At 71.1% G+C, this 15315-nt stretch carries 16 protein-coding genes; 8 read left to right on the top strand and 8 right to left on the bottom strand.

Annotation, left to right across the window (positions count from 1 at the left end):
- Positions 1-3 precede the first annotated feature (3 nt).
- Positions 4-207, bottom strand: coding sequence for a hypothetical protein (locus ACZ6SF_RS25425; RefSeq protein ID WP_466065115.1), 204 nt, complete (start codon positions 205-207; stop codon positions 4-6).
- A gap of 297 nt (positions 208-504) precedes the next feature.
- On the opposite strand from ACZ6SF_RS25425, the gene ACZ6SF_RS25420 reads away from it, so the two are divergent.
- On the top strand, positions 505-840 hold the full coding sequence (locus ACZ6SF_RS25420; RefSeq protein ID WP_466065113.1) for a hypothetical protein: 336 nt from the start codon (positions 505-507) through the stop codon (positions 838-840).
- A 102-nt stretch (positions 841-942) separates the two neighbouring features.
- Here the strand turns inward: ACZ6SF_RS25420 and ACZ6SF_RS25415 are convergent, their stop codons facing one another.
- Positions 943-1593, bottom strand: a complete 651-nt coding sequence (locus tag ACZ6SF_RS25415) for an ACT domain-containing protein (RefSeq protein ID WP_466065111.1) — start codon at positions 1591-1593, stop codon at positions 943-945.
- 279 nt (positions 1594-1872) lie between these two features.
- Between ACZ6SF_RS25415 and gatC the strand changes: the two genes are divergently transcribed.
- Positions 1873-2172, top strand: a complete 300-nt coding sequence (gene gatC / locus ACZ6SF_RS25410; RefSeq protein WP_466065110.1) for an Asp-tRNA(Asn)/Glu-tRNA(Gln) amidotransferase subunit GatC — start codon at positions 1873-1875, stop codon at positions 2170-2172.
- On the top strand, positions 2169-3647 hold the full coding sequence (gene gatA, locus ACZ6SF_RS25405; protein WP_466065108.1) for an Asp-tRNA(Asn)/Glu-tRNA(Gln) amidotransferase subunit GatA: 1479 nt from the start codon (positions 2169-2171) through the stop codon (positions 3645-3647). The genes gatC and gatA overlap by 4 nt, the downstream gene beginning before the upstream one ends.
- 112 nt (positions 3648-3759) lie before the next feature.
- Here gatA and ACZ6SF_RS25400 read toward each other — a convergent pair whose 3' ends face one another.
- The 4 genes from ACZ6SF_RS25400 to ACZ6SF_RS25385 all read right to left on the bottom strand — a co-directional run bounded on the left by ACZ6SF_RS25400 (position 3760) and on the right by ACZ6SF_RS25385 (position 7456).
- A complete protein-coding gene (locus ACZ6SF_RS25400) occupies positions 3760-4203 on the bottom strand; it encodes an SRPBCC family protein (protein WP_466065107.1) in 444 nt (147 codons plus the stop codon).
- Between the two features lie 32 nt (positions 4204-4235).
- Positions 4236-5195: a hypothetical protein gene (locus ACZ6SF_RS25395; RefSeq protein WP_466065105.1), complete on the bottom strand. Its 960-nt coding sequence runs from the start codon at positions 5193-5195 to the stop codon at positions 4236-4238.
- Positions 5196-5321: 126 nt separating this feature from the next.
- Positions 5322-6722 carry an alpha/beta-hydrolase family protein gene (locus ACZ6SF_RS25390; RefSeq protein WP_466065103.1) on the bottom strand — a complete coding sequence of 467 codons (1401 nt, stop codon included), beginning with the start codon at positions 6720-6722 and terminating at the stop codon, positions 5322-5324.
- Positions 6719-7456 (bottom strand): hypothetical protein, encoded by a 738-nt coding sequence (locus ACZ6SF_RS25385; protein WP_466065102.1) that lies wholly within the window; start codon positions 7454-7456, stop codon positions 6719-6721. The genes ACZ6SF_RS25390 and ACZ6SF_RS25385 overlap by 4 nt, the downstream gene beginning before the upstream one ends.
- Positions 7457-7622: 166 nt before the next feature.
- Between ACZ6SF_RS25385 and ACZ6SF_RS25380 the strand changes: the two genes are divergently transcribed.
- From ACZ6SF_RS25380 to ACZ6SF_RS25370, 3 genes are all read left to right on the top strand, one after another.
- On the top strand, positions 7623-8867 hold the full coding sequence (locus ACZ6SF_RS25380) for a sensor histidine kinase (RefSeq protein ID WP_466065100.1): 1245 nt from the start codon (positions 7623-7625) through the stop codon (positions 8865-8867).
- A 100-nt stretch (positions 8868-8967) separates the two neighbouring features.
- Positions 8968-9630 (top strand): response regulator, encoded by a 663-nt coding sequence (locus ACZ6SF_RS25375; RefSeq protein WP_466065098.1) that lies wholly within the window; start codon positions 8968-8970, stop codon positions 9628-9630.
- A 107-nt stretch (positions 9631-9737) separates the two neighbouring features.
- Positions 9738-11759 (top strand): serine/threonine-protein kinase, encoded by a 2022-nt coding sequence (locus ACZ6SF_RS25370; protein ID WP_466065097.1) that lies wholly within the window; start codon positions 9738-9740, stop codon positions 11757-11759.
- Positions 11760-11774: 15 nt separating this feature from the next.
- Here ACZ6SF_RS25370 and ACZ6SF_RS25365 read toward each other — a convergent pair whose 3' ends face one another.
- Together ACZ6SF_RS25365 and ACZ6SF_RS25360 are read right to left on the bottom strand one after the other, a co-directional pair.
- A complete protein-coding gene (locus ACZ6SF_RS25365) occupies positions 11775-12485 on the bottom strand; it encodes an ABC transporter ATP-binding protein (RefSeq protein ID WP_466065095.1) in 711 nt (236 codons plus the stop codon).
- A 45-nt stretch (positions 12486-12530) separates the two neighbouring features.
- Positions 12531-12836, bottom strand: coding sequence for a hypothetical protein (locus ACZ6SF_RS25360; RefSeq protein WP_466065094.1), 306 nt, complete (start codon positions 12834-12836; stop codon positions 12531-12533).
- Between the two features lie 190 nt (positions 12837-13026).
- On the opposite strand from ACZ6SF_RS25360, the gene ACZ6SF_RS25355 reads away from it, so the two are divergent.
- Entirely contained in the window at positions 13027-14490 is a 1464-nt protein-coding gene (locus tag ACZ6SF_RS25355) for a sensor histidine kinase (protein WP_466065092.1), read from the top strand.
- A gap of 75 nt (positions 14491-14565) precedes the next feature.
- Positions 14566-15252, top strand: a complete 687-nt coding sequence (locus ACZ6SF_RS25350) for a response regulator transcription factor (RefSeq protein WP_466065090.1) — start codon at positions 14566-14568, stop codon at positions 15250-15252.
- Positions 15253-15315: the final 63 nt, after the last annotated feature.

The following is a 15315-nucleotide window of genomic DNA, read 5'->3' as shown; positions in this document are numbered from 1 at the left end:
GGATCATTTACTCGGTTCGGGGAGTGTGCATCCCATACGCGGGTTGAGTCCCACGTAGTTCAGCGGTCCGGCGACGACGGTGACCGCCAGCGTCGCGATATGTGAGCACTCCTCCGGTGGATCATTGAAATAGCCCCGCTGCCACGCGGCGATGATGCCCGCCACGAACCAGATGAGGATGACGAGGCTCGCTACACGGCTTCCCATTGCACCTGCTCTTATCGTTGATTCCGGCATGTCGATCGCTTCCTTCCACAACCGGTAGGCAGGGGATACCCCGTCGTTTCACATTGATTCGCGCCCGCCCGGGAGTCGAAGAAGTACGGGTCTGCGGGGGTTCGTGCCGATTTTTCTCCGTCGCACGGTCATTCGCGCGGACTTTTCACCGGTTCCGGGATATCCGAGGGCGCCGGGGGAGTGCCGGGCCGGAGTATTCGCGGGGGCATTCGTGATCTCCGGGGCGTCGGCGCCGGACCGCGCGCGGCCGGGGCCTAGCATGGTGGGGTGTTCGAACTGGCGATGCTGGCGATCATGGTGGCCGCACTGGTGGGAATGCTCGTGCTGGTGTTCCGCGGGCGACGCGGCGGACGGCTGCCCGCCGACGCCGAGGTCGGGTCGCTGTATCTGACGGGCGTGAGCCCGCGACCGGAGGCCATGGGCGAACAGTTCGTGACCGTCACCGGTAACCTCACCGGCCCCACCGAGCCCGGCACCGTGGTCTACGGCCGGATGGTCTGGGATGCCGCGTACTGGCCGGCCATCGGCGACACCCTCACCGTCGCCTACCCGCCGGGTAAACCGGACCGGTGGCGGATCGTCGAACCGGGCGGCGCGGGATAACGGCCGGGAGGACGTGAATCGTCCTTTCCGTGATCTTCGACGGACTGCGTCGCGGTTGACACCGGCGCCGGCCCTGATGACGGGTATCGGCCGCGCGGGGTGTCAGCCCAGGACGGTGGCGACGATTCCGGCCAGATAGCCCAGCCGCGCGATCTCCGACGGCCGGAAATCGGGTCCGCCCGGCCGGCCCAGCAGCAGGGCCTTGGTCGAGGGGCCCAGCGGGGCGGCGGCGAGTTTGGTATCCATATCGCGCCAGATCTCGGGGACCCAGTCGGCGTCGCCGTCGAGCGCCAGCGGTTTCTGCAGCGGCATCCACGGCACCGAGCCGGCCTGGGTCTGCGGGGCGCTCTGGCTGCCGACCACGCGGTAGGCGCCGTGTTCGCCGATATCCAGGACGGTGCTCCAGCCCACCCGCAGGACCCGCGGCACCCCGTCGACCAGCACCTGCAACCTGTCGTCGCGGGCATTGGCCACATTGTCGATGAGTTCGAGCTCGCGATGGGTGTCGAGGACGCCGGAGTAGGGGCGGATGGAATCGACCCGGACGTCGGCGAGTGATTCGGCGGCGGTGATGAGGGTGTCGGGAAGCGCGTTCGGCGCGATCTCGACCACCAGATCATCGACCGCGAAGCCCGCACCGCGCTCGACCACGTCCAGCGAGAGGATGTCGGCACCGACGGTTCCGAGTGCCACGGCCAGCGAGCCGAGGCTTCCCGGGCGATCCGGAAGTTGCACGCGGAGCAGATATGACACGTGCGTTTCCCTTTCCTTCTGCGGCCGAGGCTCTCAACGGATACCCGGTCTGCTCATGCTTACACCCATTTCGGAGGGTTATCGAGTCGAATTGTGCGTGCTACCCGGGGTTCACAGGTAGTCGATGAGTGTGAAATATGCAACTTTCGAATATTTCGGACCGCGGTCCGGCGGTGCGCCCGGCCTGCCCACCGGTCCACGGTGGACGCACCATTAGGCTGATCGGTGCTCGTGATCGATCGCCGTAACAATCGAAACTATCGCCGAAAGGGGTTCGCGGTGACCGCCATCTCCCGCGACGAGGTCGCACACCTCGCCCGGCTGTCCAGGCTCGCGCTGTCGGAGGACGAACTCGATCAGTTCGCCGGACAGCTGGATTCGATCCTCAGCCATGTGCAGACCATCTCCGAGGTCGCCGCCGCCGACGTGCCGGCCACCTCGTCGCCGGATCCGGTGACCAATGTGACCCGCGCCGACGAGGTCCGCCCGGGCCTGACCCCGGATCAGGCCCTCGCGGGGGCGCCCGCCGCCGAGGAACAGCGGTTCCTGGTTCCGCAGATCCTGGGAGAGGGCGAATGAGCGACACGGATCTGACGACACTCGGCGCGGCCGATCTCGCGGGAAAGATCCACGGCCGCGAGGTGACCTCGGTGGAGGTGACCCGGGCGCATCTGGATCGCATCGCCGAGGTCGACGGCGAATACCACGCCTTCCTGCACGTGGCCGGGGAACAGGCGCTGGCCGCCGCCGCCGAGGTGGACGCCGCGCTGGATGCCGGCAAGGCCCCGGCCTCGCCGCTGGCCGGGGTGCCGCTGGCGCTCAAGGACGTGTTCACCACGACCGATATGCCGACCACCTGCGCGTCGAAGATCCTCGAGGGCTGGGTGGCGCCCTACGACGCGACGCTGACGCAGCGGCTGCGGGCGGCCGGTATCCCGATCCTCGGGAAAACCAATATGGACGAGTTCGCGATGGGCTCCTCCACCGAGAACTCCGCCTACGGTCCCACCCGGAATCCGTGGGACACCGACCGCATCCCCGGCGGTTCCGGCGGTGGGTCGGCGGCGGCGCTGGCGTCGTATCAGGCGCCGCTGGCCATCGGCACCGATACCGGCGGCTCCATCCGGCAGCCGGCCGCGGTGACGGCGACCGTCGGCACCAAACCCACCTACGGCACCGTCTCGCGGTTCGGTCTGGTGGCCTGTGCGTCCTCGCTGGACCAGGGCGGCCCGTGCGGCCGGACGGTCCTGGACACCGCGCTGCTGCACGAGGTGATCGCCGGGCACGACCCGCGCGACTCCACCTCCCGTGATGTGCCGGTGCCGCCCGTGGTCGAGGCCGCCCGGCGCGGCGCGGGCGGGGATCTGCGCGGGGTGAAGGTCGGCGTGGTCAAGGAACTGCATTCCGACAGCTATCAGAGCGGCGTGCTGGCCTCCTTCGACGCGGCGGTCGGTGTGCTGAAGGATCTCGGCGCCGATGTGGTCGAGGTGTCGTGCCCGCATTTCGAATACGCCCTGGCCTCCTACTATCTGATCCTGCCCAGCGAGGTCTCCTCCAACCTGGCCCGGTTCGACGCCATGCGCTACGGGCTGCGGGTCGGCGACGACGGTAACCACAGCGCCGAACAGGTCATGGCCGCCACGCGCGCCGCCGGCTTCGGCCCCGAGGTGAAACGGCGCATCATGATCGGCACCTACGCGCTCTCGGCCGGGTACTACGACGCCTACTACGGGCAGGCGCTCAAAGTGCGCACCCTGATCGCCCGTGATTTCGACAAGGCCTACGAGCAGGTCGACGTCCTGGTGTCGCCGACGAGCCCGTTCACTCCGTGGAAGCTCGGCGAGAAGGTCGACGATCCGCTGGCGATGTACCTGTCGGACCTGTGCACCCTGCCGACCAACCTGGCCGGGCATCCGGCGATGTCGGTGCCGTCGGGGCTCAGCGCCGACGACGGGATGCCGGTGGGCCTGCAGATCATGGCGCCCGCCCTGGCCGACGACCGGCTGTACCGGGTGGGCGCGGCCTACGAGGCGGCGCGGGGCGCGATCGCCTGACCGGGCACCGCGGCGGGACGGTCCGGCGCGGTGACCGCGAGTTGTGAGCAGGGCGGCGATCCGTGATCGGGTCGCCGCCCTCGCGCTGTGCGCGGGCGCGGATACCGGGCCGTCAGTGCGAGTGCAGGCGTTCGGCCTCGCGCTGGACGCCGGTGGTCATGCCCGGGAAGCCGCGGCCGAAACCGCGGCCGAACAGGAGCCCGACCAGCGGCGAGAGCCAGCCGTCGAGTTCGAAATGGGATTCGTAGCGGGTCCGGCCGCCGTTCAGCGGTATCAGTGTGTGTGAGCGGTGACTGCGGAGCGCGCCCAGGGGCAGCGGTTTCATCGAGTAGCTGAACTCGCGGCCGGGAGTGACGCTGCGGATGAATTCGCGCATCGGCAGCGGCCGCGGCAGCAACTGACCGACCGACATATCGATCGGCGCGCCGACTGTCAGCTCCGCGCGGCAGCGGCCGATGAACGGATTCCATTCGCCGTATCGCCCGAAGTCGGTGAGCACCGACCACACCACCTCGGAGGGCGCGTCCACCTCGACCACATCGTCCACTACCAGCACAGGATCAAAACTAGAACGTGTTACAAGGTGGGTCAACCCGCGGGCGATTCGGCGGCGACCCGGTCCGGCGTGACGGCGGGCAGCGTGGGCAGTCGCGGCAGCGGGACCGGGTCCAGATGCGGTAGCGGAACCGAGATCTCCATCGGCGCCACCGGCAGGCGAATCAGATTCCGCACCGGTCGGGGGAAGATACTCGGCCGGGCGTACCGGGGCGCGATCAGATCACCGGGTCGCGGCGGCCCGCCCAGCCGGCCGGTGACGCCCGCGAGCGCGGGCCGGCGGACCCGGCGGTGCAGTCGGCGCATACCGGCGAACAGCAACGCCACCGCGGCCAGGCTCAGCGCCGCGGCGCGCAGCAGCCACGGCTGGGTCGGATGCTCGGTGACGGCGTGGGTCGCGGCCTGGGTGAAGGTCTCCACCACCGGGACCCCGTACTGCTGACGGCGGGAGTTCAGCTCCACCGCCTTCGACGCGATCTCGGCGAGCGTTTCGCAGCGGGTGCGGACCATGGGCTCGGAATGCGCCTCGCAGGCCTGATGCAGCCGTACACCCAGCGCCTGGTCCATCGCGTGCCGGGCCCAGGGACCCAGTGGCGCGCCGGTCCTGTCGGCGTAGCGCAGCAGGTCGTAGCCCAGGTCGTGGGCCATGCACGCGGTATCGAACTCCGGCGGCAATTCGACCGGTGAGGAGCACTGGCCGTCCGGCGCCACCAGCAGTCCCTGCCGGAGCACCGGTTCGTAGCCCGAATAGGACGCGAAATCGCGCGGGATATCGGCGGCCGCGGCCGCGCCGGCCTCGCCCGAGGTCAGATCCACCACCGCCAGACCGGTCGGACCGGTGCTCGAGGCGTCGATACCCACCGCCTCCGAGGCGGGCGCCGGCACCACGGGGATCACCAGACCGAACAGCGCGGCGATCAGCAGTGCCGGTCGCGAAAGCCGCCGGATCCGGCGCCGCCCGCGACGCGGGTGGTGGTAACTCGGTGAAGCCATGGTGGGACACCTTAAGCGCAGTGCGGTCCGTCGTGCGCACGGCAGGTCCCGGTGCGGAGCGCGGGAACCGCGGTGGGACCGGCCCGCATCCTTTCGGCAAACGGGCCGGTCCGGCACCGGAATCGCTCAGCGCTCCGGACCGCAGCCGGGCATCGCGGTGCCCTGGTCGGTGCCGTAGCGGTGGCCGTGTCCCGGCGGCGCGCCGAGAGCGCCGAGGAGGTCGGTGGCGGTCTGCACGAAACTCACGACGGGCAGCCAGGGCGGGGTCGGAGCGTCGTGCCGGACTCCGGTGCGGTCCGGTGGCCGCCAGAGCAGGTCGAATGACCAGTTGACCACCGGGTCGGAGGAGTTGGCCAGGATCGCGGTCCGCGCGCCCGGCTCGGGCCCACCCCCGCCGGGAGTGCCCGCCCACAGGACCGCACAGGCGCGGCGATTCTGTTCGGCCGCTCCGGCGAATACCGCGCTACCCCCGAACGCGCCCAGACTCTGTCCGTAGAGGTACAGCCGCGGCGGGTCCGGCAGTGTCGCGCTGTACGCCTCGACGGCCTCGAACAGCGTCCGCGCCGAGGTCGCGGCGGCATCCCGCCCCACCACGAAGGTCGCCCAGCTCGGCAACCGGGAGTACTGCAACGCCACCACGGCCACATCGGTCCCGAACCGGGTTCCGAATCCCTGCAGGGCCCGGGCATCCACCCAGCCCGATCCGGTGGGCACGGCGATCACCAGATGCGATCGCCCGAACCCACCGGCCCGGTCCAGTTCGCGCACCGCGAGCGCGGCGCGGGCGGCCGGATCCGGCGCCGAATCCAGTCCCACATACACCTGGACCGCACCCGGTGGGCCGGAGGTGACGAACCGCTGCCCCTCCCGTCCCAGCGAGGCCCAGTTCACCAGCGAGCCGGCGCTACCCGAACGGGTCGTCGCGGCGGGCCGGACCAGGCCCGATTCGCCGGTACCGCCCGGACCGGCCACGGCGGGGATACCGAGCAGCGTCGCGGGCAGCGCCGCGACCACCGCCGTCACCAGAACCCGCGACCAGCCCACCCGGTGCAGCACCCAGCGGGTCCCGGTGACCGCCGTCGCCGGACCGGCGAGGAGTACGAACGCGCCGACCGCCCAGACCGGCCAGTACCACGGTGGTACCGGGGTGCCGTCCATGGCGGTACGCAGCGAGTTCTGCCAGGTGTTCGCGTACACGAGCGCCGCGAGCACGGCGGATACGGTGACGATCGTGGTCAGCGGCCGGGAGAGGCCCGGCCGCGGCGGGCCCGGCGAGAGGCGGCGCGTCACCCGTCGCAGCCCGTACGCGAGACCGAGCGCGAGGGCGACCAGCAGGGCCGTGAGCACCGCCTGGACCGCCGCGGGCCGGGGGAGCAGTCCGGGGGCGAGGGACACCACGGTGCCCGCGCCCACCGCGAGGGTCGCCCGGGCCGGTGGCCATGCGCGCGGCATCCGTGGCCGGGTCGCGCGGGCCGGGGAGTCGATCCGGTGCGGCCCGGGGGCCCGGTCGACGGTGAGCACACTCATCGGATATCGCCTCTCGTCGCCGTGGGTTCCGCGACGGCCGGTCCCACGGTGGTCGCCGCGGCGGGTCGGAGCGGGAGCGGTCCGGTCCGGCGGGTCAGCAGGGCGGCGGCCAGTGCCGCGACGAGCAGCCCGGCCGGCTGCGGTGCCCGGTCCCGGGCGTCGGTGAACGAGAACCGCTCCACCACCGGGACTCCGTAGCTCTGCCGCATCGAGTTGAGCCCCACCGCCGCCGTCGCGACTTCGGCCATGCCCTCGCACCGCATCCGGGCCATCGCCTCCACCCGGCCGGCGCACGCCGCGCGCATCCGGGCGGCCAGGGTGCGATCGAGGTCGCGGCGGGCCCACGGACCCAGCGGGTCGCCGGTGCGGTCGGCGTAGCGCAGCAGGTCGTAGCCGAGATCGTGGGCCTTGCAGGCCGTCTCGAATTCCCTCGGCAGCGGTACCGGCGATGAACACGAACCATGCGGCGCGACGAGCAGCCCGTCCAGCGTTTCGGGCCGGTAGCCGGCGACGGCCGGGAAATCGGCGGGCAGCACCGGCGAGTCATCCGACGAGGTCAGCCCCTGCACCGCCGCCGCGGCGGGGGATACGGCGGGCGACGGCCCGGCGGCGGTGGCCGCCGGCATCGGCGACAGCGCGACCGCCGCGGCGATCCCGGCACCGGCGATCCCGGCGCGCCGGAGGAGCCGGGAGCGGGGCACGGGGCGCCGGGCGGCGTTGTTCGAGACAGGCATGGTCGAGGACGTTATGAACGGCGGGCGGTCCCCGGCGTCCCGCTCGGGAGTGGTTCGCGGCGCGGTCCCGCAGGCCAGAGCGGCCCCGCGCTCACTCCGATGTACGGGCCCGAATTCACCCCACGGTATGAGGCGCGGCGGGGCCGGGGTTCCTAGTGTCGGGGGAATGAACGAGACGAGCGTCGTGAAACCGGCCCCGGGCCGCAGTGGTCTGTGGGGTTTCGTCACCCGGGTCGGGTGGCGCGGCTGGCTGGACGCCGGTGCCGTGTTCACGACGATCGTCCTGTACGCGGTGGCCTGGCCCACCCTGTTCCTGACCCATGACGTGCCGCCGGCCCTGGCGCCGCTGATCTCGGCGTTCGCGGCCTTGCCGGTTCTGCTGATCCGGCGCAACGCGCTGCTGGGCTGGGCCGTCTCCGCCGGTTCGGCACTGCTCATCGCACTGGCGGTGCCGAACCTCACGGGGGAGGAGATGCCGTTCCAGGTGGTCCATATCGTGGCCCTGTACTTCCTGGTCTTCGCGGTGGCGACGCAGTCGACGATCCAGCTGACCGCGGTGGTGTGGGGCGCGACCTCGCTGCTGCTGGGCGCCGGCCTGTCGGCGGAGGGCCTGGACGCGGACCCGTGGGCGTGGCCGGTATCGCTGGGCGGGCTGGTGTTCGTGGCGCTGCTGGTGCGGTCGCTGGTCCGCTCCCGCTCCGAACTCAACCGGCAGACCGAGCTCAGTGATCTGGAACGGGCGCGGCGCACGATCCTCGAGGAGAAGGCCCGGATCGCCCGCGATCTGCACGATGTGGTGGCGCACCATATGTCGCTGGTGGTGGTGCAGGCGCAGACCGCCCCCTACCGGGTGGAGGGCGTGAACGACGCGGCGCGCGCGGAGTTCGAATCCATCGGCGCCACCGCGCGGGAGGCGCTCAACGAGATCCGCAGCCTGCTCGGGGTGTTGCGCAGCGACGGTCAGCTGGCCGAGAACGTGCCACAGCCCACCGCCCTGGATCTGGAAGCCCTCTTCTTCGGCGCCACCCGGGCCGGCGTGGATCTCACCTGGTCGGTGGAGGGAACCCTGGCCGCGATACCGGACACGGTGGGGTCGGCGCTGTACCGGATCGTGCAGGAATCGCTGGCCAACGCGGGCCGGCACGCGCCGGGCGCGCCGGTGCGGATCACCCTGGACTGCGTGGGGGCCGTCGATCTGACGGTGCTGAACGGCCCGGCGCCGGGACCCGTCACGGTGGGGGCGAGCGGGCACGGCATACAGGGAATGCAGGCGCGGGCGGTCGCGGTCGGTGGGCAGTTGAGCGCCGAGCCTACGGCGGACGGCGGGTTCCGGGTCACGGCGCGGATCCCGCTGCCCGGGGCCGTGGATTTCGCCACCGCGGTGCTGCCCCGCACCGGGACAGCGGTCTGAGCGCGCCGCGGGGCGCCGCGTCGGCCCCGCGACCCGCGACAGCGCCGCCCCCGGGAATCGGCGGCGCACACCGGACCGGTTCGGGAATTAAGCTGAGCCCGTGGCAATAACCGTGTTGATCGCCGACGACCAGGCCATGGTGCGGCAGGGTTTCGGGGCGTTGCTCGCGGCGCAGCCGGATATCAGCGTCGTCGGCGACGCCCCCGACGGGAAGGTGGCGGTCGCCGAAACGGCGCGGTTGCGGCCCGATGTGGTGCTGATGGATGTGCGGATGCCGGAGATGAACGGGCTCGACGCGGCCCGTTCCATTCTGGCCTCGGGGTTCGATCCGCCGGTGCGGGTTCTGATGCTCACCACCTTCGATATCGACGACTACGTCTACGAGGCGCTGGGCCTGGGCGCCAGTGGGTTCCTGCTCAAGGACGCGCCGGCCGAGGAACTGGTGCGTGCGGTGCGCGTGGTGGCCGCGGGGGAGGCGCTGCTCGCCCCGACCGTGACCCGCCGGTTGATCGCCGAGGTGACCACCCGCCGGGCGGCGCGGCGCACCCCCTCTCCGGCGCTCGGCGCGCTGACCCCGCGCGAACGCGAGATCCTGGAACTGGTGGCGCGGGGTATGTCGAACACCGAGATCGCCGAGGCCCTGTTCATCGCCGAGCAGACGGTGAAAACGCATGTGTCGAAGGTCTTCACGAAACTCGACCTGCGGGATCGCGCGCAGGCGGTGGTGCTGGCCTACGAATCGGGTCTGGTCACCCCGGGCTGACCGGAATGTCAGGATTCTCATGAAGTGCCCCGATTCCCGTCGTCGAAGCGTTTCCGGCGCGCTCGCCCCGGTAGGCTCACGAGTCTGTCGGTCACCCGAAGGGGGTCGTGTTGCTCAACAGCGGTGACGTGTTCGCCGGGTTCACCGTCGAGCGGCTGCTCGGAGAAGGGGGAATGGGCGCGGTCTATCTGGCCCGCCATCCACGGCTGGGGAAACAGACTGCGCTGAAACTGCTCAAACCGGAACTGTTCGCCGACGCCGCGATCCGCACCAGGTTCGAGCGGGAGGCCGATCTCGCCGCCCAGCTCGACCATCCGAGTATCGTCACGGTCTACGACCGCGGGGTCGAGGGCGAGCACCTGTGGATGTGCATGCAGTACATCGACGGCGCCGACGCGGGCACCGTCAACCCGCTCACCCTGCCGCCGGACAAGGCGGTACAGATCATCGACGGGGTCGCCGACGCCCTGGACTACGCCCACGGTATGGGCGTGCTGCACCGCGATGTGAAACCCTCCAACATCCTGCTCGCGCGTGCCAATACCGGGCAGGGCGAACGGGTTTTCCTCACCGATTTCGGGCTGGCCCGACTACGGGCGGAAACGGTACGGCTCACCCAGACCGGAATGTTCACCGCGACCCTGGCCTTCGCCTCGCCCGAACAGATGACCGGCGGCGAGATGGACGGCCGCTCGGATCAGTACTCGCTGGCCTGCGCCCTGTATTGGCTGCTCACGGGTATGGCGCCCTTCGACTCCCCCAATCCCGCCGATATCATCCACGGCAATCTCCAGCTCGCCCCGCCGCCGCTGGCGGTCAAACGCCGCGGACTGCCGCCCGCACTGGATGCCGTCCTGGCCAAGGCCATGGCCAAACATCCGGGGCACCGGTACCGCACCTGCGTGGAATTCTCGGCCGCCGCCAAACAGGCGCTGACGGCCCCGGCCGCCACCCAGACCTATTCGGCCACAACCGAACTCAGCGGCCCGGGCGGCGTGTATCCGGGCACCGCGACCGGCTATCCCGCCGCACCACCCGCCGGTTACCCCGGGACCGACGGCCGGTACCCGCCCGCCGCGCCGGGAGCGTCTCCCCGGCCCGGGCACCCGGCGCCTCCCTCGGTGGAACAGACCGGCGGTATGCCCGCCGTACCCGCACCTCCGGCGCTCGGAGGGGGGACCGCGTCGCCGGTCCCCGGGGCGGTGCCCGCACAACCGGCGGCGACTCCGGCTCCGGGCCATCCCGGCGCCGCGCCCGCACATCCCGGTCCGGTGGGCTCCGGCGACGTCGAGCGCACGGGTGCGCAACCGGCCGTCGCGATGGCACCGCCGGTCGCGGGCCGCGCCCCGGGAGTGGAGCAGACCGGGGGCTCGTCCGCACCTCCGCCGGGGCAGTATCCCGGCTACCGCCCGGGACATCCGTCGCGCGGCGGCAATCGCGCGGCCCTGATCGCCCTGGCCGTCCTGATTCCGCTCATCATCGTGGCATTGATCGTGGCGGCGCTGCTGGTGGTCGTGGGCGGCGACGATTCAGAAGGGGCAGCGGTCGCGCCCGCGCCCTCCACCATGGAGCGTGAACCCACCGGCACCAGCGGGCCGGGCACCACCGGCGAGGACCGTTCACCGGGTGCGGCGCCCGGCGACCGCACCCGCCGGCTGTTCCCGGCGCTGCTCCCGCAGGGGGCGGGTTTCGAGGGCATCGGTTACCAGGACACGGTCTGCGGCCGGTACGAGCCCGACGACCAGATCCCGATCCTCGGGGATGTGGCGGTTTTCCGAGAAATGCTGGAATCGCAACCCTGGGAGGCGATCTGGGACTGCCGCCAGCCCACGCTGAGCGAAACCCGGATGGACTACACGGTCCTCACCTACCCGGACGCCGAATCCGCCCGCGATGTGGTCGACTCGCTGCCGCCCAACGACGCGATACCGGCCACCAAACAGGGCGAACCGTATACCGCGCATTTCTGGGACGATCCCGCCGACCGCGGCCGGTTCGCCACGAATATGGTGGTCGAGTTCGGGACCGGCGTCGATTCGCCGCGCGGCAATTCGCTGCTCTTCGTGCGGTATTGGGGATCGGCGCCACGTTCGGACGTCGAGACGTGGTGGGCCCGCGCGCCGCTGTGAGCGCGCGGGGCGGGGCTAGGCCCTGACCGCGCCGGCCCGGGTCCGTTCGTCCGAGCCGATCCGGCCGTCACCGAGGGTGACCACCCGGTCGCAGTAGTCCACCGCGCCCCGGTCGTGGGTCACCATCACCACCGAATTCCCCGAACCCGCCACCGCCGCCAGTAATTCCAGGATGGCGGCGCCGGTCTTGGAGTCCAGATTCCCGGTGGGTTCGTCGGCGAGGATGAGCGGCGGGTCCATGATCAGCGCGCGGGCCACCGCCACCCGCTGCATCTGCCCGCCGGACAATTCGGCGGGCCGGTGTTCGGCACGGGCGCCGAGCCCGACCTGTTCGAGCAGTTCCAGCGCCCGCGGTTTGGCCTTGCGCAGCCCCGTACCGTCCAGCAGTTTCGGCACCGCCACGTTCTCCCAGGCCGACAGAGTGGGCAGCAGGTTGAAGAACTGGAAAACGAACCCCACCCGGTGCCGCCGGAACTCCGACTGGCGTTCCTCGCTCAGATCGCCGATCTCGGTGCCCCGGAACCGGATCGACCCCGAATCGGGGCGGTCCAGCGCGCCGAGCATATGCAGCAGGGTGCTCTTACCGGAGCCGGACGGCCCGATCACCGAGGTGAACTCCCCGGCCTCGAGGCGCAGGTCGATCCCGTCGAGCGCGCGGACCGGTTCCTCTCCGACGCGGTACTCCTTCACGACCTCGGTCAGTTCCAGCATCGCCGGCTGCGTCATCGCCACCCCGTCTTCCAGGTTGTTCGTCCGGCCCGCGCGGGTGCCTCACCCGACCGGAACGGGCGACACCGTGCGCGCGTCGAGTACCGCGCGCAGCACAGGCTGCTCCGACGCCAGCTCGAGATAGGCCTCCCGCAGCGTCCGGCCGTGGGCCGCCCCGGCCTCCAGCTTGGCGTCGAGATGAATCTTCCACCGATACCGCAGCGCCGCAAGTACTCCCTGCGGGCCACCGAACAACCGTTCGAGCTGCGGAATGGCGTCGAAGAGATCTTCGCGTCCGGGATCGGCGGCGGCCCGGTCCAGGACGGTGTGCAGGATCTCGGTGCGTAGATGCTGATCTTCCCAGGACATGGCTCTGGTCCTTTCGGTCGGGACCTTCCTCGCCCACCCGTCCGGTGCGGCGATCTCGTGTTCCACGCTACGAATCCGGGCCCGGGAAATCGTCGTGCCCCGGACGTGAATCGGTCTCCTACCGTGGGTGGAGCGCGGACCCCGCCGCGGGATGATGCCCCGGCGTTGTGCCGGTGATTACCCTGGACATGTGCCCGAGAGCCACCTCACACTCCCCGGGGCCGAAGCCGAGCCGCTGCGGTCGCGGCCGGAGTCCGCCGCGGATGATCCGGCCGTGCGCCGGGCGCCGGGCGGCGGCCGGGTGCGGCGGGCGCTGCGTACGGCCGGGGCGAAGGTGACCCACGGCGGTCCGCGGATCGGCTGGCATCCGCTGCGGGATCTGCCGTTCGACTATCCGCCGAAGGTCGTACTGTTCGCCGACCTGGCGTTCCTCGTCGTGGGCCTGGTCGCGTGCCTGCAGCGCCACGAATACTTCCCGACCGCGCTTCCGCTCATCGCGCTGTTCCTGCTGTTCGTCTCCGTCCCGATGTACATCTTCTTCGGGATCGTGCCCCGCCCGGTGGTCCTCGCCGCGGCGACGATGATCGCCGCGGCCCTGTTCTTCGCGCAGCCGGTGGAGGCCGATTTCGCACCGTTCGTCCTGATGGTCGCGATCGGAGAGATCGCCGCGATCGCGCCGAAACGGGTGAGCATCCCGATGGCGCTGGCCGCCTCCGCCGAACTGGTCGGGTTCGCGGTGCTGGGGGAGTCGCTGTGGAACGACGAATCATTGCGGACCGGGGTGCCGATGTATGTCCTCGGGATCATGTTCGGCTGGCTGGTCGGAGTGATGCTGCAGTATCAGCGGCTCTACCTGTACCAGGAACGCGAGAACCAGGCCGCGCGGGCGGCGCAGGCCGCCGTTGCCGAACGCAACCGGATCGCCCGCGAAGTGCACGATGTGATCGCCCATTCGCTCACCGTCACGCTGCTGCACGTGACCGCGGCCCGGCATGCCCTCACCACCGACCGCGATGTCGACGAGGCCGTCGACGCGCTGGCCGACGCCGAACGGCTCGGCCGTCAGGCCATGGCCGATATCCGGCGCACGGTGGGTCTGCTCGATTCGGGTCCGTCGGCGACCGGGGCGGAACCGGGCGCCGAGGACATCCCCGCCCTCATCGACGACTTCGCCAACGCCGGCCTGCCGGTCACGCGCCGTCTCACCGGTGATCTCCGTGCGCTGTCGCCGGCAGTGGGGCTGGCGCTGTATCGCATCTGCCAGGAATCCCTCGCCAACAGTGCCAAACACGCACCGGGCGCGGCGGTCGAACTGGATGTGGAGGTCGGTGTGCGCTCGGTGGCGGTCCGGGTGCACAACGCGGTGCCACCGAACTCGCAGTCCGGGCCCGCGGGCCGGTCCCGTACGGGTAACGGTGTGGCCGGTATGCGCCAACGCGCCGAGGGCCTGGGCGGTCGCATCCAGGCCGGTCCGGGCCCGGACGGGTGGACCGTGCGCGCGGAGTTCCCGCTCGACCGCCACGCCGCGCCCGAGACCGCCGAAGCGTCCGCGACCGGCGGTCGCTGTGTGCTGTCGAATCTGATGGTCACCACGGATCCGCAGCCCGCCACTCCGCCCCCGGTGTACCGCCCGTCGCCGCGTCCGGCGTCGTGACCGGCCGGCCGGACCCGCGCCGGATCGGCGATCGGGGCGGACGGGCAGGTGTGTTCACGAGCAGCAGGAGGTGCGATGACCAGGGGCGATTCCGATCCCGAGGCGCTGGAGGTACTGATCGTCGACGATCAGGAACTCGTGCGGGGTGGGCTGCGGCGGATACTGCGGCGCCGCGACGGCTTCCACATCAGCGAATGCGCCGACGGTGACGAGGCCCTCGCGGCCGTTGCGGCGCGTACCCCCGATGTGGTGCTCATGGATCTGCGGATGAAGCGGGTCGGCGGGATCGAGGCCACCCGGATGTTGCGGGCCCGCGGCGCCGAACCGCCGGTTCTCGTCCTGACCACCTTCGACGACGACCAACTGCTGTCCGGCGCCCTGCGGGCCGGCGCGGCGGGCTTCCTGCTCAAGGATTCCCCGGCCGAGGATCTGATCCGCGCGGTCCGCACGGTCGCCGCCGGCGGCTCCTGGCTCGACCCGGCGGTCACCGGGCGCGTTCTCACCACCTACCGCACCACCGCGCCGGCCGTGGCCGCGCCGGTCGCCGCCGGTGAACTGACCGGCCGGGAATACGAAGTACTGGCCCTGATCGGCCGCGGCCGCGCCAACAGTGAGATAGCCCACGCGCTCGGGATTTCGGAGGTCACCGTGAAATCCCATGTGGGCCATATCTTCGGGAAGCTCGGCCTGCGGGACCGGGCGGCGGCGATCGTCTACGCGTTTGACCACGGTGTGGTTTCCCCGGGACAATCCACAGTTTGACGGGCAGCCCGGGCGCGACAGGTGCCCGGGGCAGACGGCGCCCGCGAATGGAGAGGATGGACG

Source organism: Nocardia sp. NPDC049935 (assembly GCF_055586645.1).
Note: the sequence above shows the minus strand (reverse complement) of the source record. Positions and strands in the feature narration are given on the sequence as shown.